The following is a 22445-nucleotide window of genomic DNA, read 5'->3' as shown; positions in this document are numbered from 1 at the left end:
GGGTCCGTCAATGGTTCGTGTCCTGGCCTTCCTTGTCGGCCTGTTTTTCTCCGGCATGCTGCTGCTCAGCTTCATCTGGGGTGGGGTCGCTTATGTGAGCGAGCCGCCGCAGCCCACGGCTGAGAAGGAGTTCCACCTCCACCCCGAAAAGGCTGGCTTCAGCTTTGAAGGGCCGTTCGGCAAATTCGATCGCGCGCAGTTGCAGCGCGGCTTCCAGGTCTACACGGAAGTCTGCTCGGCCTGTCACTCGATCCATCAGGTGGCGTTCCGCAGCCTCGCCGACCTTGGCTATAATGAAGCCGAGATCAAGGCGATCGCCGCAGCGCGTCAGGTGCCGTCGATTGACCCCAGCACGGGTGAACCCAGCACGCGTCCGGGCGTGCCGGCGGACAAGTTCCCGCTGGTCTATCCGAACAGCGTGGCTGCCGCTGCCGCCAACAACAACGCCATTCCGCCGGATCTTTCGCTGATCGCGAAGGCCCGTCATGACGGTGCGAACTATGTTCATGCGCTGCTGACCGGTTATCGTGAGCAGCCGGCCGAATTGCTGCGCAAGTTCCCCGACGCGAAGACGCCGGAGGGGCTGCACTACAACCCGTACTTCGCGAACCTCAACCTCGCGATGGCGCCGCCGCTGACGGCCGAAGGTCAGGTGACCTATGGCGAGGGTCAGCCCAAGCCGACCGTCGACCAGATGGCCACGGACGTCGCTGCCTTCCTGATGTGGACGGCCGAGCCGAAGATGGAAGCGCGCAAGAGCACCGGCATCGCCGTGGTGATCTTCCTGCTGTTCGCGACGGTGCTGGCTTACATGTCGTACCAGAACATCTGGGCGAACAAGAAGCACTGAGGGTTCCTGCCCGGGTCGATAGACCCGACGAGATAAGAAATAGGGCGGATCGCAGGATCCGCCCTTTTTTATGTGCCGATGGATATTGGAGATGGCGCTTGCGTCAGGCGCTGCTGCGCAAGCCCAGGGTCGTTGCGTCGGACTTGGCGCCTCTCAGGCGAGGAGATCCCGAGCCCAGCTCTTGAGATCGCCGCCCATGGCATCGTCGCGGCAGGCGAGCGCGAAATTGGCCTGGGCAAAGCCGAGCTTCGAGCCGCAGTCGAAGCGCTCGCCATCGAAGGTCACGCCGTGGAAGGGCTGCTGGCCGATCAGCTTCGCCATGGAATCGGTGAGCTGCACTTCGCCGCCCGCCCCAGCCTCTTGCGTCGCCAGCAGGGCCATGACCTCGGGCTGCAGAATATAGCGGCCGGGCAGCATCAGGTTGGAGGGCGCCGTGCCCAGCGCCGGCTTCTCAACCAAGCCCCGGACCTCTGTCAGCACGCCGTCGCGGGCGCCCGGATCGATCACGCCATAGCTGGGCGTCTCGTCCATCGGCACTTCAAGCGCGCAGACCAGATTGCCGCCGACTTTCTCATACTGCTCGATCATTTGGGCCAGACATCCCTTCTGACGGCCGACGAGAAGCTCGTCCGGCAGGATGATGGCAAAGGGCTCATCGCCGATGATATCGCGCGCGCACCAGATCGCATGGCCAAGGCCGCGGGGTTCCTGCTGCCTCACGAAGATCGCATTGCCGGGCGTCAGGCGCGTGCCTTCCAGCGCCGCGACGCTCTTGCCGCGGTCGGCCTGCGTCCGCTCCAGCTCGAAGGCGATATCGAAATGGTCCTCGATGGCGCCCTTGCCGCGCCCGGTGACGAATATCATCGTCTCGATGCCGGCTTCCAGCGCTTCATCGACGGCATATTGGATCAGCGGGCGATCGACGACGGGAAGCATTTCCTTCGGCACCGCCTTGGTGGCGGGCAGGAAGCGGGTGCCAAGCCCGGCGACCGGGAAGACAGCTTTGCGTATCGTCAAATGAACCCCCTGATTGCTCTGTCAGTCGTGGACGTGCCTATCGAGCATTAAGGTAAAGATACCGCATATTGTTCGATTGGCCGCCCCAAAGGCCGGATGAAAAGCCCCGCTTTGTGATGGCATCCATCAGGCCGAGGTCAGAACGGTCGGTGGGAAACTCGGTTCCGCCGAATTACCGACCGACGGCCGTGTAGGAGAAGCCGGCCTCCTCGACCAGATCGCGCGGGTAGAGGTTGCGCAAATCGATCATCACCGGCGTCTTCAGCAGCGACTTGATGCGGGCCAGATCGAGCGCGCGGAAGGCGTCCCACTCGGTGATGAACACCAGCGCATCGGCGCCGGCCATCGTGTCATAGGCATTGCCGAAATAGGTGACGTCGCGCAGCACCAGCTTGGCCTGCTCCATGCCCTCGGGATCATGGGCGTGGATCTCGGCGCCTGCGTCCTGCAGCGTCTCGATGATCGCGATGGCGGGCGAATCGCGCATGTCGTCCGTATTCTGCTTGAAGGTGAGGCCGAGCACGGCGATGGTCTTGCCACGCACTTCCCCGCCCATCGCTTGAATGACCTTTCGCCCCATGGCGCGCTTGCGCGAATCATTCACGGCGACGACCGTTTCGACGATCCGCTGCGGCGCCTCATAATCCTGTGCGGTCTTCAACAAGGCGAGCGTGTCCTTGGGGAAGCAGGAGCCGCCAAAGCCGGGGCCGGGGTGCAGGAACTTGGCACCGATGCGATTATCCAGGCCAATGCCCCGCGCGACTTCATGCACGTCCGCGCCCACCTTCTCACACAGATCGGCGATCTCGTTGATGAAGGTGATCTTGGTCGCAAGAAACGCGTTGCCGGCATATTTGGTCAGCTCGGCACCGCGCCGGCTCATTTCGATCACCGGCGAGCGGCCGATGACGAGCGGACGGTAGATTTGCCGCATCACGTCCAGGGCCCGGCGATCATCGCCGCCGATCACGACGCGGTCGGGGCGCTTGAAGTCGTCGATCGCCGCGCCTTCGCGCAGGAACTCCGGATTGGAGATCACGGCAAAATCGGCGTCGGGATTGGTCTCCCGGATGATCCGCTCGACCTCGTCGCCAGTGCCGACAGGCACGGTGGACTTGTCGACCACCACGGTGAAGCGCTTGAGGAACGGCGCGATTTCCGCTGCCGCGCCGTAGACATAGCTCAGGTCCGCATGGCCATCGCCGCGCCGCGAGGGTGTGCCAACGGCGATGAAGATCGCGTCGGGGTCGGCGAGGGCGTCTGCCGCTTGCGTCGTAAAGGACAGCCGGCCGGCCGCGACATTGCTGGCGACGAGATGATCGAGGCCGGGCTCGAAGATCGGGATGCGGCCTTCCTGGAGGGCGGTGATCTTCGCCTCGTCCTTGTCGAAACAGATGACGTCATGGCCGAAATCCGCGAAGCACGCGCCAGAGACGAGGCCCACATACCCCGAGCCGATCATTGTAATTCTCACAGGAACACGCCCTTTTTGCCGTAATCACGGTGGATGCGCCGGCAGCGGGAAGCCGCCAACAGGCGCAAGGCCTATTTAAAACTGGGCTTCAACACCAGCCAAACATAGGCCACCACGCCGACCAGCAGCAAAATCCCGGCAGCATGCATGACCATGCTGTCATGCTCGATCGCATAATTGCCGGCCTGGTTGGCAATGGCGCAGCCAAGCGCCGGCGGCAGATAGTCGATCATCCGGTCTGGCGGATTTTCCATCGAGGAACGCTGGAGGAACAGCACGATGATGCCAGCAAATATCGCCAGAGAGAGCCAGTCATAAACTGTTTCCATGCAGTCTTCTCCCGTCAGGCGGCACAATTTTGATCGCAGGATCGATCGGTTCGAAACCGCTAATTTTTCTGAAATGAAAACGCAAAGCGATTCACGATCTTTTCGTCGTATCGCTGCATAATCCCCCCATGCCAAAATGGTTCAGGCTCGGGACCGGCTGAAAATGGTCGCCTTGCATTGTGAAGATGATGCGTTACCTCGGAGCGCCCGTCCGGGCACAGCCATGGAGTGTTGCTATTGCGTAAGGGAATCATTCTGGCAGGCGGATCGGGGACGCGGCTCTATCCGCTGACGAAGGCCGTCTCCAAGCAGCTCATGCCAGTCTACGACAAGCCGATGATCTATTATCCGCTCTCGGTGCTGATCATGGCGGGCATTCGGGAGATCATGATCATCACCACGCCGCATGATCAGGCGGCATTCCAGGCTTTGCTGGGCGACGGGAGCGCGCTGGGTCTCGACCTGCATTATGCCGTGCAGCCAGAGCCCCGTGGCCTGGCGCAGGCTTATCATATCGGTGCGGATTTCATCGGCACGGACCCCTCCGCGCTGATCCTCGGCGACAACATCTTCTATGGCCACGGGCTCACCGAGCTATTGCAGGCCGCCAATGCCCGCGAGCATGGCGCGACGGTGTTCGGCTATAATGTCAGCGACCCGACAGCCTATGGCGTCGTCTCCTTCGATGCCGACGGTAAGGCGCAGACGATCGAGGAAAAGCCCGCGCAGCCCAAATCCAATTATGCCGTCACCGGCCTTTATTTCTACGACGGGCAGGCGGTGGAGCGTGCGGCCGGGCTGGCGCCGTCCGCCCGGGGCGAGCTGGAGATTACCGATCTCAATCGCGTCTATCTGGAAGCCGGCGAGCTGAATGTCGAGCTGATGGGGCGCGGCTATGCCTGGCTCGACACCGGCACGCATGGCTCGCTGATCGACGCGGCCAATTATGTGCGGATTACCGAGGAGCGTCAGGGCCTTAAAATCTGCTGCCCGGAAGAACTGTGCTGGCGCATGGGCTTTATCGATGATGCGCAACTGCTGGACATCGCCGAGCCGCTGCGTAAGTCCGGCTATGGCGAGTATCTCCTCAATCTGCTGGACGGCAAAGCCTGATGAACCTCATAGAAACGGCCATTGATGGGGTCTTCATCATCGAGCCGAAGGTTTTCGGCGATGAGCGCGGCTTCTTTCTGGAAAGCTGGAACGCGCGGGCGTTCAAGGAGGCCGGGCTCGAGATCGACTTCGTGCAGGACAATCACAGCCGTTCCTCGCGCGGGGTCCTGCGCGGGCTGCACTATCAGCAGCCTGGCCCGCAGGGGAAGCTGGTGCGGGTCACGGCCGGCGCGGTCTTCGATGTCGCTGTGGATATGCGCCGGTCCTCGACCACCTTCGGCAAATCGGTGGGCGTCGAATTGAGCGCGGCCAACAAGCGGATGCTCTGGGTGCCCGAGGGCATGGCGCACGGGTTCCTGTGCCTGGAGGATGGCACGGACTTTCTTTACAAGTGTCGCGGCTTTTACGATCCCAGCCATGAGCACAGCCTGCTCTGGAACGACCCTGCGCTCGGCATCGACTGGCCGCTCGGCGACATCGTGCCGCAGCTTTCCGCCAAGGACATGGCCGGCAAGCCGCTGGCGGATGCGGTGACCTTCCCGTGAAGGTCATCATCACAGGGGCAGGCGGTCAGCTTGGCCAGGCGCTGCAACGATGCGCGCCCGAGGATGCGGACATTGTCGCGCTGGACCGGGCTGCGCTCGATATCGGGGACGAGACGGCTGTTTCGGCCTGCATCGCCGAGGTCCAACCCGCGCTTATTCTCAACGCGGCCGCTTATACCGCCGTGGACAAGGCAGAGAACGACCGCGATCTTGCCTGGCGCATTAACGCCGACGGGCCGGGGAATCTGGCCCGTGCGGCAGCGTCAAACGGCGCGGCCCTCGTGCATGTCTCGACCGATTTCGTGTTCGACGGCACGTCTGGCACGCCCTATCGGCCGGACAGCCCCGTTGCACCGCTGGGTGTCTATGGCGCCAGCAAACGGGCGGGGGAGGAGGCCGTGCTTGCGGCGTCTCCGCAAGCCCTCATCGTGCGGACGGCCTGGGTCTATGGCGACACTGGCCATAATTTCGTGCGGACGATGCTGCGCCTGATGGCGGAGCGGGATGAGGTCCGGGTGGTCGCCGACCAGATCGGCACGCCGACTTATGCTGCCGGACTGGCGGCTGCCCTCTGGCGATTGCACGCCGTGGGGGCGAGCGGCCTGCATCACTGGACGGATAGCGGCGCGGCGAGCTGGTATGATTTTGCCGTGGCGATTCAGGAGGAGGCCGTCGCGCTTGGCCTGCTGAGCCGGGCCGTGCCGGTCTTGCCGATCAGCACCAGCGACTATCCCACGCCGGCGCAAAGACCCTCTTATTCGGTTCTGGACAAGAGCAGTACCGTTGCGCACATCGGCGCACCCGCGCCGCATTGGCGCGTCCATCTTCGTGACATGCTCGGAGTGATCAAGGCGAATGGCTAATCTGCTCGTCACCGGCGGTGCCGGCTTCATCGGCGCGAACTTCGTGCATTATTGGCGCACCCATCATGCCAGCGACGTTGTCACGGTTCTGGATGCGCTCACTTATGCAGGCAATCCGGCAAATCTCGATGGCCTGAGCGATGTCGAACTGGTGGTGGGTGATATCTGCGATACGCCGCTGGTCGAGGATCTGCTGGCCCGCAAGCAGATCGACACCATCGTCCACTTCGCTGCCGAGAGCCATGTCGATCGCTCGATCACCGGACCGGACGCCTTCGTGACGACCAATGTCATCGGCACGCACAGCCTGCTCAAGGCGGCGCGCAAGCTGTGGCTTGATACCGGCACGGGCCGTCCGCACCGGTTCCATCATGTCTCGACCGATGAGGTCTATGGCTCGCTCGGGCCGAACGATCCGGCGTTCAGCGAAACCACCGCTTATGCGCCCAACTCGCCCTATTCGGCCAGCAAGGCGGGTTCGGACCATCTGGTGCGGGCCTATCACCACACTTATGGCCTTGAGGTCACGACGAGCAATTGCTCGAACAATTATGGCCCTTATCAGTTTCCCGAGAAGCTTATCCCGCTGTTCCTGCTCAACTGCCTCTATGGCCGAAATCTTCCGATCTACGGCGACGGCATGAATGTGCGCGACTGGCTGCATGTCGAGGACCATTGCCACGGCATCGAGAAGGTTCTTCAGGTCGGGCGACCGGGCGAAACCTACAATATCGGCGGCGGCCAGGAATTGCCCAATCTCACCGTCATCGAGGAGATTTGCGCGACAGTCGATCGCGCCTTCGCCGCCGATCCGAAGCTTGCCCAGCGCTTCCCCGACGCGCCTGCCGCACGGGGGCAGGCATCGGACACGCTGAAGACCTTCGTCACCGATCGCGCCGGGCACGACCGGCGCTACGCGATCGACGAAACCAAGGCGCGCTCGGAACTTGGCTATGCGCCACGCCGCACCTTTAGCGAAGGCTTCGCGCAGACGCTGGACTGGTATCTGCGCAATGAGCAGTGGTGGCGGCCGTTGCTTGAGAAGGCCGCCGCCGGCCAGTGATAGGGGAGGCGGATCTCTGATCCGCGCTATCCTTCGGGTAGCTGACCCCTCTCCCTGCTTCGACCAGGCAGCACGCTGCCAAGTCTGCGCATCCCTCTCCCTCAGAGGGAGAGGGTTTGCAATGCAGCGCCGTCGCGGCCTTTGATCGAACTCATGACGTTGGTCTGACGTCCGACGAGCCAGCCCACAACCCTCGTCACCCCGGGGTTGACCCGGGGTCCCGCCAGCCTTCTTGCAAACGAGGGAGTTGCAACCAAACCGTGCATTCGAGCGCCGGAATGTAATTGAGCATTAGGAAGCTGGACCCCGGGTCAAGCCCGGGGTGACGGTGGGGAACTTGGGGGCACTCTAGCCCCTTTAACGAGGACAGTCCTCCCCGTGCGATCATTCAGGCAGCGCAGGATGCGCGAACTTGCCTCGCCGTTCAGTCTTCCTTGCTGAAATAATCCGTATATTTGCCGTAACCGCCGTAGGAATAACCATAGGGGTCGGTCACGCCGCCATCATAGCGGTTGAGGACGGAACCGAGGCATTCGGCGGGGTCGAGCAGGCGGATCGAATCGGTGACCTGCTTCTGGTTGGTCCGGCCCTGTTCGATCACCATCAGATAAGCATCGACATGGCCGGCGATCACCATGGCGTCGTCATTGGCGAACACGGGCGGCATGTCGAAGAGGATGATCGTATCGTCATCCAGCGTGCGCAGGGCTTTGACGAACCGGTCGAAGCGGTCGTCGGCGAGCAGTGGCATGCTGTCGAGATCATTGGAGTAGCAGGGATAGAGCGTGAGATTGGTGCCTTCGACATGGCGGCCGATCTTGCGCAGATCGTCGGTTTCACCCGCGAGAAAGCGCTCCAGGCCGACTTCTCCGACCAGGCCGAAATTCTGCGCCAGCGAGGCGCGGCGAATGTCGAGGTCGAACACCAGGACCTGCTTGCCGGGCAGGCGGCTCAGCGTGGCGGCGAGATTGGCGGTCAGGAACGACTTGCCGGCACCGGGAGCCGGGGAGGTGACCCCGATGATCCGGTGCCCGCCGGCTGCCATCCGCTTGACCACCTGCGAACGCAGCAGGCTGAACGGACGGGAGGCGAGGTGCCGGTTGCTGAACGCCACGACATGCTGGGCTTCGAGAAGCTTCGGGTCGGGCGTGAACAGCGCTGTCTCGTTGGGCGCGGGAATGCGGAAAGGCGCGCCCTGCAGGGCCGATGGCGCAAGCTGATCAGACAATGCTCAAACTCCTTGGATACAGTGCGCGCGGATCAGTCGTCGTCATCGTCGTCATCGGGCTTCGTGCGGCCCTTGCGCCCGCCAAAGGGCCACAGGCGCTTCAAACCGCGCTGCTGCTGCTCGGCCCGCGACATGATCGTGGGAATGACCACCAGCGGCAACGCACCGGTCGCTTGCAGGACGGCGTCAGCGCCACGGATCGGTCGCGTGAGCATTTCGATCAGGAAGATCAGGCCAAAGCCGAGACCCAGGCCTGCGAAGGCGCCGAGCAGGATGATCTTCGGGCGATTGGGCGAATAGGGATCGTCCGGCACCACCGGCGGGTCGATCACGGAAAGACGCTCGCCCTGCTGCTCGTCCTCGGCACGCTTGCCCGCCTTGGCGTTCATCAGCTGGTTGGAGACCTTCTGATATTGCTCGTTGAGGCCCGTCATGCGCTGTTGCAGCTGCGCCAGTTCCTGCTGCACCACCGGCGCGCGGATCTGGGCGCTCAGAATGGAGGCGCTGCGGCCTTCTTCGGCGGCACGCGCCGTTTCAAGGCGGGAAATCTCGCGATTATTGGCGGCGATCTGCGCGGAAATAGCGGACGTCGGGATGCGCGACTGATTGGATTTCGCCAGCTCCCGCGCCTCGGCGAGCCGCTGCTTGGCCAGAACCACGTCCGGATGCTGCTCGGTGTAACGCGCCCGGGCGGTGGCCACAGCGGCTTCCGCTTCGGCGATCACCGGATCGCGGTCGGCCGCGCTCTGCGTGAGTTCACGCTGCGCCTGCAATTGCGCATTAGCGGACTGGAGCGCGGCGATGCGGCTGTCGATGCCGATGGTGCCGCCGCCGGTCGTCGCCATGGTGCTGCTGGCCAGCGTCAGGCCGTTCTTCAGCTGGATGTCGGCGATCTGCTTGTCCAGCGCGGCGATCTGCGTTTGCAGATCGGCTTGCTGGTCGGTGAGGAACTGAATGGTGTTCACCGACTGCGCGGCCGAGGTGCTGGCGTCCAGCTGCAGCACCTGGTCGGTCAGCGCCTGCGCGACGGCCTGCGCCTTCACCGGGTCGGAATAGTTGAAGCTCATCGAGAAGGCGATGGTGCTGCGGCGCCCGCCATTGGCGGCCTGAATGTCCGCTGTGACCGGCTCGATAGCAATCGCTTCGCGCATCGTGGTGATGACTTCGGAGAGCGACTGGGTCCGCAACTCAGTCTGGTACAGCCCGTTCCTCTGGATGAGTTCCACCAGCTGCGGACGACTGAGGACCTGCTGGCGAATGCGCGCCATGCGCTGGTCGACGACGCTCGTGCCGTCGGCGCTGCGGGGATCGCCCGCCACATCCTCGGGAAGAAGCGAGGCCTCGACCAGCAGAACCGCCTTGGACTGGTACTGCACCGGCAGAAGGAACGCCGTAGCGATGCCGGCCAGGAGCAGCAGGAGGGCCGGCACGATGACCAGCCATTTGCGCTGCATCAGAATGGTCGGGATATGCGGCAGGAACGACGCCCCGCCGGACTCCTCAGCCGTGTCGTAATTGGCGTGGACGTTGTTCATCAGTTCTGACCGAGCCTGTACCGCAATCCAACGAGTCCGTGGATGTTTGCGTTGCGTGAGACGAGCGAGCTATATGTGTCACTATAGGTTACCGAAATGACAGCAGACAGCCGAGGACGCAGCAAACGCTCGTAACCGACGCTCGCCCGCGCATAATCGCTGTCATTGCCGCCGGTTCCCACAAGGCTGCTCGACCGGGAATAAGAGGCGCTGGCGTTGAAGCTGCTCCGCTGATCGATCTTGTAATTATAAAGCGCGCCGATGGCCGTGACTCGTGAGGAGCCGGCGATCGACGAGGGGGAAACCCCGTGCGAACCCGTGAGGCAGAAGCTCGTGCGATCCCCTTCACGGCACAGATCGGCCGAGGCGTAGAAGGACGTGTTGTTGATCGACACGGCGGGGAATTGCGTCTCGCTGAAGGTCAAGCCCGCCGCGAGTTTCAGGCTCAGCCGGGGCGCCAGCCGTGTGTTGAGCTGCGCGGTCGGCGTATATTGGGTCGTCTTGCCGAAGGCGGGATCGAGATAGTCGCTGCGAGCCGCATTGAAGCCCACACCCACCGAGGTGTTTGCACCGATTGCGCGCATATAGGTCAGGCCGCCGCCGTAGGTGTCATATTCCTTGGAGAGGCCCATATTGCCCGGGAACCGCACGCGCGTGCCGTTGGCTGACACGTTGAGCGTGTCGCGGGGCGAGAGGGTGAAGCCAAGGCCAAGCTGGCCGGAGAACACGTCTGACCGCTGGCGATAATTCACGCTGCCGCTCGGATCGACGATGATCGGGGCGCCAGGATCGACCGGCCCGCCGACGATCGGATCGTAGACCGGATACAGGCCGTTGCGCACATAGCTGCTGTAGGAGAGACCTGCAGTCAGCGAGGTTAGCGGACTGATCTGGCGGCTGATGTTGCCGGAAAGACCGTAATCTGTGGTGCCGTCGTAGAGCCGCGAATATTCCGTATGCGTCACCGATCCGCGCAACTGGGTCGTGCCCGTCGGCGAATTGATCGTGACGGTGGGGGCGAAGCTGCCGGCCAGCGTGGCGGCGGCGCTATCGCCGCCCACCGTGCCATAGGGATTGCTGGCGACACCGCCGGTGACGCCGAGATCCGCGCCAATGCGGGTGTCAGCCTGCGCGGCGCTGCCGAGCATGAGAACGGCGATGGCTGCCGAGCCGATCAGCTTCGTCTTATTCATGGAACGATCACCGTGTCGCCGGTCTGGATCTGGGGAATGGCGCGGGCGGCCTCTTCGGAGAGATTGCCCTTCATCGCGCCGCCGAGCCGGAAGCGCAGCGCTGACAGCTCATTGCCGTTCTTGCGGATGATGGTGACATTATCGAGATTGGCGAACTCGTCCGGTCCACCGGCCATGGCGATGGCCTCGACCAGGTTCACATAGCGACCCGGGGTGAACGAGCTAGGGCCGCGGACCCGGCCCACCACAGAGAAGGTGAAGCCAGAGGGCGTTTCGACCGAGACGGTCACCTGCGGGGGCTCGCCGCGATATTGGCTGGCCAATCCGTTCGAGATCGCAGTCTGGACCTGCTCGGGCAGCATGCCCTGCGCGACGATGCGGCCGACCAGCGGGAAGGAGAAGCTGCCATCCGGCAGCACGCGGATCGAGCGCTGCAGACGCTCTTCACCCCACACATAAACCTCGATCTGGTCGCCGGGGTTAATTGTATAGGGCCGGGCGACCTGATTGGATGCACCGCCTGCCGCAGCGGCATTCTGCTGCGCCATCGCTGGCAGCGTTGCGACGGCGGCAAGAAGGCCCGCCATGGACCATGAAATTACGGGAAACCGCACGGTTGAGGATCCTTCTACTTGGCCGGGAATGCAGGCTTCATATACCAAAACCCTATGCCGTCACTACGTAAAAGCTGGGTTAATGATGTGGGGGCAATGGTTACTTTCGTTGCTTGCTGGGGTTAAGCCCTGTAACGCGACGCGGGTTGGGCGATATTCACGACAGGGCGATATGACCGGGTTTGGCAGGCTGACTTTCGCTCATGGCAGCGCCGCCCGTTTCGGCGGCAGAATGCCGAAGGCCTCGGGCCGAGGCCCATCATCGAACGCTTTGGCAGCTTTGCTGATCCTCGCGGCCTTGGGCGGCTGCAAGAGCCCGAGCGAGCAGGCCGCCGAGCGGGCACAGGCGGCCGAAGCGCTGCTGCAGGCCGGTGACCTCGCCGGCGCTCAGCGGGCGATTGGCGAGGCGATCCGTCTGCGGGAAGATGGACCCAATTTCCAGCAATTGGCTGGCATGATTGCCTTGCAGTCGGGCGATCCTGCGGGGGCCTATCGGGCGTTCCAGAGAGCGCTGGAGTTCGATGCCACGAACCGTCTGGCCCTCGCTTATGTGGCGAATCTCGGCGTTCAGCTCGGGCAGATCGCAGATGCCGAAGCAGCAGCGGACCGACTGTTGACGCTGGAACCCGATGCCATGCCCGCGCTCCAGACGAAGGGCATGATCGCCCTGGCCCGCGAGCAACTCGACGATGCGATGTCCTATGCGGACCGGATTCTGGCGCGCTCGGCGACGGACGAGGCCGGCGTTATCGTGAAGGCGCGGGTGCTGGCGCGGCGGGGGCAGGCGGAAGAGGCTATTGCGCTGATTGACAACGCGTTGCGTGTCTCCGGCGATTCCTCGGCGCTGTTGACCAACAAGGTCAATCTGTACCGCTATCTCGGCAAGCCTGAGCCGATGGCGGAGGCGCTGGGCCGGCTGGTCGCGACCGGCAATGCCGGTACGGCCATGAAGCTGGACCGCATCAATCTGCTCTATAAGATGGGCCGGCCTCCGCAGGCCCGCGAGGCCAGCCTGGCGCTGCTCCGCGAGGGTTTGCGAGAGCCGTCGGATTATGAGGTTCTCACCCGAATCTGGTGGGAGTTCGACCCCACGCCGCTGTCGCCCGACGTCGCGCGCGGGCCGACGGATTGGCGTGACCCGCTCGCCGTCCTGACGGTTTCGCGCTATCTGCTCGCGCGCGGAAATCGCGAGACGGCCAATCTGCTTTTGAATTCCGTGCCGGATGGGCGGGCCAAGGATTTGATCGCGCCGCTCAAGCTGCGGCTGCTCATGGAAACCGGCAAGGATCAAGGAGTCGAGGGGCAGGTCGAATCGCTGCTCAAGCAGGATCCCGAGAATGTCGACGCGCTGCTGTTGCGCGCGCACTATGCGGCGAAAAGGGGCGACGCACGCGCTGCGCTGGAAGCGGCGCAGCTGGCGCTGGCGAACGATCCGCGCAATCCCGACGCCTATCAGGCCGTGGCGCAGCTTTATCGGGCGCGCGGCGAGAACTGGCGTGCCCGCCAGATCTACGAAGAGGGCTTGAAGCAGATTCCCCAGAATTTTCCTCTGGTGCAGTCTTATATGCAATATCTTCATGACTCGGGGGATAGGGCGCGGAGTATGTCGGTCGCGCGCAATTTTGCCCGGGCTTTGCCGTCGTCGGAAAAGGCGTGGAGCCTGCTCGTGGCGCAATGCGCGGCCATACAAGATGGGACCTGCGCGAGCGTGGCTCAGAATGGATTGGACAATGCCCGGACAGCCTATCTCGTGGATGATCCCCCAGGCAAACCGGCCGATCGCGGCCTGTTTGGTCGCTTTTGACACCGTTTTGTAATTCGGCGAACCATGATCAGCTTTCAGCGTCCTGCGCGTAACAAATATGTCCGCTTCACGTCCAACGTGTTGCGCTCGGGCGGTATCATCAATGATAGCCTGTGCTTCCTGCTGTCCTATCTGATCACGGTCGCCTTTTATCGCAGTTTCCTGGGCTATTATCTGGACGCGCGCCTGCATTCGACCGTCGTGGTCGTCATGGCGATCAACTTTTTCCTGATCCGGATTTCCCGGGACGCCTATTCCGGCTTCCGGGGGCAGGGCGATGATCTTGGCGGCAGCACATTCCTCGACTTCCTCGTGGCTTTGACGCTGACCGGATTCATCCTCGTCCAGTTTGGCAAAGGCGGCGATCTGTCGCTCCGCTTCGCGCTCGTCTTCTCGCTGGTCTGCCTTATCTTTCTGGTGTTTTCGCGCCTGCTGTTCCGGCAGCTCGTTCGCGTGGCGATGAAGCACAAGATCATCGGGCAGCGCGTGGCGATCTATGGCGCGGACCGGGAGGTGACGAGCCGGCTGCTGGAACTGCTGGAGATCGAGCGGCTGCCCCATATCAACATCGTTGGTTTTGCGGACGACCGGCGCTCTCGGGTCGAGACGGGCATGATCGGGCGATTTCCGTATCTCGGCGGGTTCGACGAGATGCTGGGCCTCGCGCAACAGGGGATGCTGGACCAGGTGATCGTGGCGCTGCCTCTGGTGCGACAGGAGCGCCTCAACCAGATCATCGAGCAGCTCAGTGCCGGCGCGATCGACATTTGCATCATGCCGCGCGAGTTCCTGGTGCTGCGGGATCGGTACAGCGTCAATTATATCGGCTCCCTGCCGGTGCTCAGCGTGTGGCAACTGCCGATGCGGGATTTCGACGGCGTTCTGAAGGAGATCCAGGATCGCCTTCTTGCGCTCATCGGCGTGATCGTTCTGGCGCCGCTGCTCATCCTCACCGCGCTCGCCATCCGACTGGAGAGCAAGGGGCCGATCCTGTTCCGCCAGAAGCGCCTCGGCTTCAACAATCTGGAAATCGAGGTTCTCAAGTTCCGGTCGATGTATACCGATCGTCAGGATGTCAGTGGTGGCGAACGGACGCGAAAGGGCGATCCGCGGATCACCCGGGTGGGACGCATCATTCGTCGCACCAGCATCGACGAACTGCCGCAATTGTGGAATGTGCTCAGGGGTGAGATGTCTCTGGTCGGGCCGCGGCCCCACGCCTTGGCGATGCGCGTCGGCGATGCCTATTATCACGACGCGGTCCGTGGATATGCGGCGCGGCATCGCGTGAAGCCCGGGATCACCGGCCTCGCGCAGGTTAGGGGCTTGCGCGGAGAGATCGATACGATCGAGAGAGCCAAGAAACGTGTCGAATATGACATCTATTATATCGAGAATTGGTCGCCCTTGCTTGATCTGCGGATCATCCTCGAGACTGTCGTGCGCCTGATCTGGGACAAGCATGCCTACTGAGGCTGTCCGCCAGCGTGAAGGGTCGTGCGAGCGGGCTGCCATGGCCGGCGCGTTGATGAGCGCGCTCAACTGCATCGCGCGGAGGGGATGAAGCGATGCAGGCGTTGGTCGCTCAGGGCGTTCTCATCCTCTGGCCGCTGGTGGCTCTGGTCCTTTACATGACCATGTCGGCCGGACGGGCGACGATCTGGACGTTGCTCGCGGGCTATCTGCTGCTGCCGCGCGGGGTTGCGTTCGACCTTCCGGGCATCCCGGCCTTCGACAAGTCCACCATCCCAAGCCTCGCGGCGTTCGTGCTCGCGCTGGCCACCTCGCGGCGGGGTGAGTTCAAATGGCCGCGCAGCAAGGCGCTGAACATGCTGATGCTGGGCTTTGTCCTCACGCCCTTTGCCACGGCTCTGACCAACCGCGATTTCTACATGATCGGGAGCATGGCCTTCCCGGCGCTCGGTTTCAGAGAAGGCCTGTCCATGTCGGTCGGCCATATGATCACGCTGGCGCCGTTCGTGCTCGGCGCCGGTCTGCTCGGCAATGAGCGTGGCCATCGGCAGATCCTGCTCGCGCTAGTGATCGGCGCGCTAGCCTATTCCATCCCAATCATGCTCGAAGTCAGGCTCAGTCCGTTTTTGCAGCGATGGGTCTATGGCATCGAAGACGCCGAATATTTCCTGCAACAGATGCGGTTCGGCGGCTTTCGCTCGATGGTGTTCCTCGGCCATGGCCTGCTGGTGTCCACGCTGCTCGGCATGGCACTTCTGGCCGCACTCGGCCTGATGAAGATGCGAATGAAGTTGTTCGGACTCCCGATGTCCCTCATCGCGGCTTATCTGGCGGGCATCCTGATCCTGAACAAATCCGTCGGCGCAGTCGTCCTGGTCGCCCTGCTGGCCCCGATGTTGTTGCTGCTCAAGCGGCGCATGTTCCTGATCGCAATCGCCGGGTTGGCCATGATGGTCGTGACCTATCCCGCCCTGCGCGGCGCCAATCTGCTGCCGTTGCAGGACATCGTACAGACCGCTGCCTCGTTGAGCGCCGAGCGGGCGGACTCCTTCGATTTCCGACTGAGGAATGAAGAACTGCTGCTCGACAGAGCGGAGCAGCGGCCATTGTTCGGATGGGGGACATTTGGTCGAAATCGTGTGATCGTGGTCGCGCATTGGGGCGGCACGCTCGATGTCGCGGTGACCGATGGCACATGGATCATCGTCATCGGCATGCTGGGCTGGGTCGGCTATGTGCTATTCTTCGGTTTGCTGTCCTATCCCTTCTGGCGCGCTTTCCGTTTGCGCCGCAGCGCGGTGCCGACAGCCAGTCTCGCGCTGGTGGCGGTCCACATGTACAATGTTCTGGACTTGATCCCGAATTCGTCCATCCAGCCGATTACATGGCTGGTTGCGGGAGCGATCGCCGGTCTGCGCTTGGACAAAAGGTCCCGGAGAGGCCCGCGCGATGCTCAGCCGGGAGGCGAGCCATCCCGCGACATTCACCCGCCATCAAAGGCGTTGTCGCGCGCCTAGCAGCATGGTGTGCCGCTGATCGCCGCAGATGGAAACCTGTTGGTAGCTTTGCGCTTGGCAAAGCCGAAAGATCGGTCAACCGGCATAGAACGGCGGGCTGCAGATAATCTACAGAGCAATATAGCGGATCGGTAACGCGATGCGTTCAGTGGGGTGGTAAGCAGGAATTTAACCACACTTGGCAATCGAAGCTTTTTGGCTCTCTCCTAGGTTCGCTTCGGGACGCAATGAATCCCTACGGGGTTGGCAGGAAGTTGAAGCGTATGAACCGGGTGCGTAAAACGAAACTCAGGTTGATCGGTGCGATGGCACTGAGTTCGACAGTGATGATGGGCACGGCGGCAGTGGCTGCCAGCACGGCCAGCGCGTTTCTTCTCTATACGGCGTCAATCAAGCTGAAAGGCCTCAATCTGGTGAAATGGGCCGATGTTCTCTCGGTTCTGACCCTTGCGTCGCTCCCGTCGACGTCCTCGGGTACCAAGCCGTCGGGCTCTTCCACGACGACGATTTCTACACCGGGTTCCGCGACCACTGTTGGAAGCGGGTCGGCAGCGACTGGCGTGCCGGCCATGAAGCTCGGGTTGAACCTGACCGCTCCCACCACATGGATTGGAAACAGGTCTTTCCTGAACCTTCTGAGCGGCTGGCGTCTCAGCAATGCACAGGGCGGATGGTCTGACATGCCCGAGGACCGTCTGGACGCCAACAAACGGCTCGTCGATCTGCGATCGGGTGAATCGGGCATTCGCCAAATGGCTCTGCCCACGCGCAGCCTGTGGGGTGAGAGTGTCGATATCATCTGTCGCTGGCAGGGTACGGGAAGCGTCAGCGTCGGTGGTACGCCTGCAAAGAATACCCGAGTATCGGGAAAAACTTTGACATTCACATTCGTGCCTCAGGGCGGGGCTTCAGCCTGGCTTCGTATCGCAAGTACAAGCCCGTCGGATCCTGTTCGGAACGCAGACTGTCGTGAAGTCGACGCCGATCCGAATGCGACGTTCGACCCGACTTATCTTGCCGAGGTGAAGCGCTACGGCGTCTTGCGGTTCATGAAATGGTCCTACGGGGGCGTCGAGGGCAATCTTCCTGTGCGTTGGGAGACCCGAGCAAAGCTGGGCGACGAAATCGTTGCCGGTCCGGACGGCGTGGCGCTGGAATATATGATCCAGTTGGCCAATGAATTAAAGGCCGATCCTTGGTTCTGCGTTCCCTGGAATGCCGACGACGAGTATGTGCGCAAGTTCGCGGAGCTCGTGCGCACACGGTTGGACCCGTCTCTCAAAGCCTATGTTGAGGTATCCAACGAGGTCTGGAATTACGTTTATCCCGTGACGACGCAGGCTTTGAAAGAAGGTAAGGCGGCCGGTCTCTCCTCGAACGACCATATGGCGATGCTGTCTCGTTATTCGCAGAAGACTGGACAAGTGATGGACATCTGGTCCTCCGTTTTTGCCGGCCAGATGCAACGGATCGTTCGTGTTGCGGCAGTTCAGACGGGCGCCTGGAATGCGGACTTTGTTCTAAGTTTTGGCGACACTGCAAAGAAGGTGGATGCTGTTGCCATCGCGCCCTATTTTGCAGCGAACCTGTCTGCGAACGCGCTTGATACCTCGGCAGGTGTCGATGCTGCCTTTGCCGGTCTGGCCAATGACGTGAATGACCGCATCGCCGAATCCAAGAAGGTCAAGGACGTTGCTACCAAATTCGGTTTGCGAACGATCACTTATGAGGCGGGCCAGCACGTGCTGGGATCGGCGCCGCTGGACAAAATGATCGCCCTGCAACGGGACGCGCGCATGACCAAGCTCTACACGACCTATCTCACCAAATGGCGTGACGAGGTCGGAGACCTCATGGTGATGTTCGCCGATTATGGAGGCGGCAGCCAATGGGGGAGCTGGGGCCAGCGGGATTATGTGGGCCAGCCTTTGAGTGAGGCGAATAAGGAAAGAGCTGTGGAGCTGTTCCGCCAGTCCTACATCACACGCTGATCAGGATAGATTAGATGGGACGGGTCGCGCTGAGCGCGGCCCGTTCTCTTGTCTGACGGATTAACTTTACCGGTCAACTTGCGGGATCGCGGCCTCAACGAGAACGCGGCCCTCTCTGCGTGGGTCATAGCCGCCGTCAACCACGCCATTGCGGATGATGACGGCATGAACACCGCTGTCTTCACCTTGTCCGGGTCGCAGGTCGATGCCGCGGGCCTTCAGGCCTGCCAGCGTGTCCGGCGAGAACTTGCTCACTTCACCCTGAAAGGCAGAGCCACGTGCGATGAGATTGGGGAGGGCGAGGGCTTCCTGCATGGGGAGACCCCAGTCCACCGCAGCGACCAGCGACTTGCCGACATAAGCGAGAATGGCGTTGCCGCCGGCTGAGCCAATGGCGCCCGCGAAGTGGCCCGCGCGATCAATCATCACCAGCGGGATCATCGAGGAGCGCGGGCGCTTGCCGGGTGCGACGGCGTTGGCTGCCGGCCTTCCGTCCGCATCCTGCGGCGTGAAGGAAAAATCGGTCAGCTGATTGTTGATAAAGAAGCCATCGACCATGCGACCCGTGCCGAAGATGGATTCGACCGTCGTCGTGATCGAGACGACATTGCCGCGCGCATCGCCCACGATGAAATGGGAGGTGCCGCCTGGCTCATGGGTGTCGTCGATGCCAGCGATCTGCGCGCCGGGTGGCACACCGGCCGAGGGCGGCGGCCCCGCAGTGGCGCCGATCAGCTTTGCCCGGCTGTCGACATAGGCGCTATCGAGGAGCCCGGCGACGGGAACGGCAGTGAACGCCGGATCGCCGACATAACGGTCGCGATCGGCGTACATCAGCCGGCTCGCCTCGGCGAACAGGAACCATGCCTGCGGGTCGGCTGGCCCGCGCTTGTCGATGTCGGTGCGTTCCAACAGGGAGAGCAATTGCAGGAAGGCGACGCCGCTGGATGGCGGCGGCGGCACGCAGACGACGTAGACCCGGTAGGGATTGCACACGGCCTCACGCTTGATCGGACGGTAGGCCGCCAGATCAGCCAGCGTCATGCTGCTGCCGAGGGGGCCGGCAGCGACTCGCGTCACGATCCGTTGCGCGGTATCGCCGGCATACAGCGCGGATGGCCCTTGCGCGGCGAGCCGTTGCAGAAATTCGGCATAAGCGGGATTGGCGAGCTGATCGCCGGCCTTCTTGATCGATCCGTCCGGGGCAGAAAAATAACGCCGCGCATCGGCCACCTGCATCTGGGGAAAATTCCCTTCCAGGAACTTGGCCAGGCGCGGCGTGATGGTGAAGCCGGTGCGTGCCGTCCGCTCCGCATCGCCGAAGAGAGATTTCCAGGGCAGGCTGCCATGCTCGTCATGAGCCAGGGCCAGCATCCGCACCGCACCCGGCACGCCGGTTGCCCGGCCGCTCACCAGCGCGTCGCGGAAGGGGATGGGCTTGCCATCGGCACCGAGGAACATGTCCGGCGTGGCACCGGCGGGCGCGGTTTCCCGGCCGTCATAGACGACCACCTTGCCTGTGCCGCCATCGAAGAAGGTCATGAATGCGCCGCCGCCCATGCCCGAGCTCTGGGGTTCGACAAGCGAGAGCATCGCCTGCACGGCAATGGCCGCATCGACAGCGCTGCCGCCCTGGCGCAGGATCTTCATGCCGGCTTCCGCTGCCAGCGGGTTGGACGCCACGACGAAATTCTGGGCTACCGGCGAAGCAGGACGCGGCGCTGTGCTCGAGCGGGGCGGCGCAGTCGTCGCACAGGCCGTCAGGGCTAGCGCGGAAAGGAAGCCGATGGCGGCACGGAAATGGAACATATGGCAAGCCCGCTTGGTTGTAATCGATGACGCTGCGCTGCAGTCGCGGCACAGTGGGGCGCGCACGATCCCGAAGCAAGGGGATGATGTGCGTATCTTGCCGGCGCTGCCGCCCATGCACGATCGGGCGCGCGGGCAGGGTGGCCCTCGCGCAACGGCGCGCTATATGGGATGTAAAGGCGCTCGCTGTCGGAGCAGCCGGTTCAAGGAGAGCGTTGCTTGCAGGCCCTCGAATATTTTCCAAGCCTGACCGCCATGTTTTTCACGCGCGCCATGGAGCGCGGCGAGCGGCCGTTCCTGTGGGCCAAGCAGGGCGAGCAATGGCAGCCGATCAGCTGGATGGAGACCGCCCGCCGGGTTGCTTCAATGGCAAAGGCGCTCAAGGCGCTGGGCGTCGCGCCGGGCGACCGGGTGATGCTGGTCTGTGAGAACCGACCGGAATTCTGCATTGCCGATTTGGCGATCATGGCGGCGGGCGCCATCACCGTGCCCACCTACACCACCAACACCACGCGCGATCATGAGCACATCATCGGCAATAGCGGCGCGCGGGCGGTGATCTTCTCGACCGCGAAAATCGGCGCTGCCCTGCTGCCCGCCGTCGTGCGCTCGCGGATCGAATTCGCGATCAGCATCGAGCCGATCAAGTCGATGCAGAACTCGGCTGTGCAGATCTGCGACTGGGCGACGCTCATCGCCGAGCATCCGGCCGATCCTGTCGCCTGCGCCGCCGAGCAGACGGCCACGCGCGATGATATCGCCTGCCTGATCTACACCAGCGGAACCGGCGGGGCGCCGCGCGGGGTGATCCAGCATCACGGTGCGATCCTTTGCAATGTGGAGGGCTGTGTCGACATCATTGCCGGTGATTTCGGCTGGGACGACGAGGTGTTCCTCTCGTTCCTGCCGATCAGCCATGCCTATGAGCATTCGGGCGGGCAGTTTCTGCCGATCGGTCTGGGCGGGCAGATCTATTATGCCGAGAGCCTTGAAAAGCTGGCCAGCAATATTGCCGAAACCCGACCGACCATCATGGTGGTCGTGCCGCGCTTGTTCGAGCTGCTGAAAACCCGCGTCACCAAGGCGGTGGAGAAGCAGGGCAAGGTGCCCGCGCTGCTGCTGGAGCAGACACTGCGGCTGGGAGCGAAGCGGGCGGAAAGGGGCGGCACGCTGCCCTTGTGGGACAAGCCGCTCGAGGCCGTGCTCAACCGGACGATCAATCCCAAAATCCAGGCCCGGTTCGGTGGCCGCATGAAGGCACTGGTCTCCGGCGGTGCGCCGCTCAATCCGGAGGTGGGCACCTTTTTCCAGTCGTTCGGCCTGACCTTGCTGCAAGGCTATGGCCAGACGGAGTCGGGACCGGTGGTGAGCTGCAATCGTCCCTCGGTAGGGCTGCGGATGGACACGGTGGGGCCGCCGCTCAAGCATGTCGAGGTGCGCATTGCCGAGGATGGCGAAATCCTCGTGCGCGGCGAGCTGGTAATGAAGGGCTATTGGAACAATCCGGCGGAAACCGCGCGGGCGATCCAGGATGGCTGGCTCCACACCGGTGATATCGGCCGGTTCGACGATGCCGGGCGGCTGATGATCACGGACCGCAAGAAGGACCTGATCGTCAATGACAAGGGCGACAATGTCGCACCGGCAAAGCTGGAGGGAATGCTGACCCTGCAGCCGGAAATAGGGCAGGTGATGGTGCATGGCGACCGGCGTCCGCACATCGTGGCGCTGATCGTCCCCGATCCGGACTGGCTCAAGGCATGGGCGCAGACGCAGGGCAAGCCGGCCGATCTTGAGGCCTTGCGTGAGGACCCTGCGTTGCACGGGGCGATCAGGGCCGCGGTCGATCGCGTCAATATCGACCTGTCCGTGATCGAAAAGGTGCGGCGCTTTGCGTTGGCGGACGAGCCGTTCACGATCGACAACGAGATGCTCACCCCCAAGCAATCGATCCGTCGCCACGTGATCCGCGCACGCTATCAGGCGCGGCTGGACGCGCTTTACAAGGCGTGACGGCTGCCCGGCGT

The 22445-nt window shown here is 62.8% G+C and carries 18 protein-coding genes; 10 read left to right on the top strand and 8 right to left on the bottom strand.

The genetic code is table 11. The annotated features are described in order from the left end of the window. Positions 1-10: 10 nt before the first annotated feature. Positions 11-850: a cytochrome c1 gene (locus M2331_RS11640; protein WP_181560426.1), complete on the top strand. Its 840-nt coding sequence runs from the start codon at positions 11-13 to the stop codon at positions 848-850. A gap of 153 nt (positions 851-1003) precedes the next feature. Here the strand turns inward: M2331_RS11640 and M2331_RS11635 are convergent, their stop codons facing one another. From M2331_RS11635 to M2331_RS11625, 3 genes are all read right to left on the bottom strand, one after another. Next, complete coding sequence (locus M2331_RS11635) at positions 1004-1867, bottom strand: UTP--glucose-1-phosphate uridylyltransferase (RefSeq protein WP_181560425.1); 864 nt, start codon at positions 1865-1867, stop codon at positions 1004-1006. Positions 1868-2039: 172 nt separating this feature from the next. After that, positions 2040-3341 (bottom strand): UDP-glucose dehydrogenase family protein, encoded by a 1302-nt coding sequence (locus M2331_RS11630; RefSeq protein WP_181560424.1) that lies wholly within the window; start codon positions 3339-3341, stop codon positions 2040-2042. 71 nt (positions 3342-3412) lie between these two features. Then, positions 3413-3670, bottom strand: a complete 258-nt coding sequence (locus M2331_RS11625) for an XrtV sorting system accessory protein (RefSeq protein ID WP_181560423.1) — start codon at positions 3668-3670, stop codon at positions 3413-3415. 237 nt (positions 3671-3907) lie between these two features. Here M2331_RS11625 and rfbA point away from each other — a divergent pair, with 237 nt between their 5' ends. Genes rfbA through rfbB form a run of 4 tightly spaced genes read left to right on the top strand, consistent with a single transcriptional unit; the run spans position 3908 to position 7254 of the window. Beyond that, positions 3908-4783, top strand: coding sequence for a glucose-1-phosphate thymidylyltransferase RfbA (gene rfbA / locus M2331_RS11620; RefSeq protein WP_181560422.1), 876 nt, complete (start codon positions 3908-3910; stop codon positions 4781-4783). Then, positions 4783-5328, top strand: a complete 546-nt coding sequence (gene rfbC / locus M2331_RS11615) for a dTDP-4-dehydrorhamnose 3,5-epimerase (RefSeq protein WP_181560421.1) — start codon at positions 4783-4785, stop codon at positions 5326-5328. The genes rfbA and rfbC overlap by 1 nt, the downstream gene beginning before the upstream one ends. After that, positions 5325-6191: a dTDP-4-dehydrorhamnose reductase gene (gene rfbD, locus M2331_RS11610; RefSeq protein WP_181560420.1), complete on the top strand. Its 867-nt coding sequence runs from the start codon at positions 5325-5327 to the stop codon at positions 6189-6191. Before rfbC ends, rfbD begins: the two co-directional genes overlap by 4 nt. Further along, a complete protein-coding gene (gene rfbB / locus M2331_RS11605) occupies positions 6184-7254 on the top strand; it encodes a dTDP-glucose 4,6-dehydratase (protein ID WP_181560419.1) in 1071 nt (356 codons plus the stop codon). Before rfbD ends, rfbB begins: the two co-directional genes overlap by 8 nt. A gap of 424 nt (positions 7255-7678) precedes the next feature. Here the strand turns inward: rfbB and M2331_RS11600 are convergent, their stop codons facing one another. From M2331_RS11600 to M2331_RS11585, 4 genes are read right to left on the bottom strand one after another with little or no spacing between them, the layout of a single operon-like run. Then, positions 7679-8482, bottom strand: a complete 804-nt coding sequence (locus M2331_RS11600) for a CpsD/CapB family tyrosine-protein kinase (RefSeq protein ID WP_181560418.1) — start codon at positions 8480-8482, stop codon at positions 7679-7681. Positions 8483-8514: 32 nt separating this feature from the next. After that, the gene (locus M2331_RS11595; protein ID WP_181560417.1) at positions 8515-10017 is read right to left on the bottom strand and encodes a GumC family protein; all 1503 of its coding nucleotides are present in this window, start codon (positions 10015-10017) and stop codon (positions 8515-8517) included. Continuing rightward, positions 10017-11210, bottom strand: a complete 1194-nt coding sequence (locus tag M2331_RS11590; RefSeq protein WP_181560416.1) for a hypothetical protein — start codon at positions 11208-11210, stop codon at positions 10017-10019. The genes M2331_RS11595 and M2331_RS11590 overlap by 1 nt, the downstream gene beginning before the upstream one ends. Next, the gene (locus M2331_RS11585) at positions 11207-11797 is read right to left on the bottom strand and encodes a polysaccharide biosynthesis/export family protein (protein WP_181561495.1); all 591 of its coding nucleotides are present in this window, start codon (positions 11795-11797) and stop codon (positions 11207-11209) included. Before M2331_RS11585 ends, M2331_RS11590 begins: the two co-directional genes overlap by 4 nt. Between M2331_RS11585 and M2331_RS11580 the strand changes: the two genes are divergently transcribed. From M2331_RS11580 to M2331_RS11565, 4 genes are all read left to right on the top strand, one after another. After that, the gene (locus M2331_RS11580; RefSeq protein ID WP_181560415.1) at positions 11796-13628 is read left to right on the top strand and encodes a tetratricopeptide repeat protein; all 1833 of its coding nucleotides are present in this window, start codon (positions 11796-11798) and stop codon (positions 13626-13628) included. The two genes, M2331_RS11585 and M2331_RS11580, sit on opposite strands and share 2 nt — an antisense overlap. Positions 13629-13652: 24 nt before the next feature. Beyond that, complete coding sequence (locus tag M2331_RS11575) at positions 13653-15101, top strand: undecaprenyl-phosphate glucose phosphotransferase (RefSeq protein ID WP_181560414.1); 1449 nt, start codon at positions 13653-13655, stop codon at positions 15099-15101. Between the two features lie 95 nt (positions 15102-15196). Beyond that, positions 15197-16618 carry a hypothetical protein gene (locus tag M2331_RS11570; RefSeq protein WP_181560413.1) on the top strand — a complete coding sequence of 474 codons (1422 nt, stop codon included), beginning with the start codon at positions 15197-15199 and terminating at the stop codon, positions 16616-16618. Positions 16619-16881: 263 nt separating this feature from the next. Then, on the top strand, positions 16882-18609 hold the full coding sequence (locus tag M2331_RS11565) for a hypothetical protein (RefSeq protein WP_181560412.1): 1728 nt from the start codon (positions 16882-16884) through the stop codon (positions 18607-18609). 66 nt (positions 18610-18675) lie between these two features. On the opposite strand, the gene ggt is transcribed toward M2331_RS11565, so the two are convergent. After that, positions 18676-20418 carry a gamma-glutamyltransferase gene (ggt, locus tag M2331_RS11560; protein WP_181560411.1) on the bottom strand — a complete coding sequence of 581 codons (1743 nt, stop codon included), beginning with the start codon at positions 20416-20418 and terminating at the stop codon, positions 18676-18678. Between the two features lie 219 nt (positions 20419-20637). Between ggt and M2331_RS11555 the strand changes: the two genes are divergently transcribed. Beyond that, entirely contained in the window at positions 20638-22431 is a 1794-nt protein-coding gene (locus tag M2331_RS11555) for an AMP-dependent synthetase/ligase (protein ID WP_264592371.1), read from the top strand. Positions 22432-22445 lie beyond the last annotated feature (14 nt).

Source organism: Sphingobium sp. B10D7B, from assembly GCF_025961955.1.
GTDB lineage: Bacteria > Pseudomonadota > Alphaproteobacteria > Sphingomonadales > Sphingomonadaceae > Sphingobium.
Note: the sequence above shows the minus strand (reverse complement) of the source record. Positions and strands in the feature narration are given on the sequence as shown.

Excerpts from the sequence above, each read along its gene's own strand:
- M2331_RS11640 (WP_181560426.1), top strand. The coding sequence starts at position 11 with ATGGTTCGTGTCCTGGCCTTCCTTGTCGGCCTGTTTTTCTCCGGCATG.
- M2331_RS11625 (WP_181560423.1), bottom strand. The coding sequence starts at position 3,670 with ATGGAAACAGTTTATGACTGGCTCTCTCTGGCGATATTTGCTGGCATC.
- rfbC (WP_181560421.1), top strand. The coding sequence starts at position 4,783 with ATGAACCTCATAGAAACGGCCATTGATGGGGTCTTCATCATCGAGCCG.
- rfbB (WP_181560419.1), top strand. The coding sequence starts at position 6,184 with ATGGCTAATCTGCTCGTCACCGGCGGTGCCGGCTTCATCGGCGCGAAC.
- M2331_RS11595 (WP_181560417.1), bottom strand. The coding sequence starts at position 10,017 with ATGAACAACGTCCACGCCAATTACGACACGGCTGAGGAGTCCGGCGGG.
- M2331_RS11590 (WP_181560416.1), bottom strand. The coding sequence starts at position 11,210 with ATGAATAAGACGAAGCTGATCGGCTCGGCAGCCATCGCCGTTCTCATG.
- M2331_RS11580 (WP_181560415.1), top strand. The coding sequence starts at position 11,796 with ATGGACCATGAAATTACGGGAAACCGCACGGTTGAGGATCCTTCTACT.
- M2331_RS11585 (WP_181561495.1), bottom strand. The coding sequence starts at position 11,797 with ATGGCGGGCCTTCTTGCCGCCGTCGCAACGCTGCCAGCGATGGCGCAG.
- M2331_RS11575 (WP_181560414.1), top strand. The coding sequence starts at position 13,653 with ATGATCAGCTTTCAGCGTCCTGCGCGTAACAAATATGTCCGCTTCACG.
- M2331_RS11570 (WP_181560413.1), top strand. The coding sequence starts at position 15,197 with ATGCAGGCGTTGGTCGCTCAGGGCGTTCTCATCCTCTGGCCGCTGGTG.
- M2331_RS11565 (WP_181560412.1), top strand. The coding sequence starts at position 16,882 with ATGAACCGGGTGCGTAAAACGAAACTCAGGTTGATCGGTGCGATGGCA.
- ggt (WP_181560411.1), bottom strand. The coding sequence starts at position 20,418 with ATGTTCCATTTCCGTGCCGCCATCGGCTTCCTTTCCGCGCTAGCCCTG.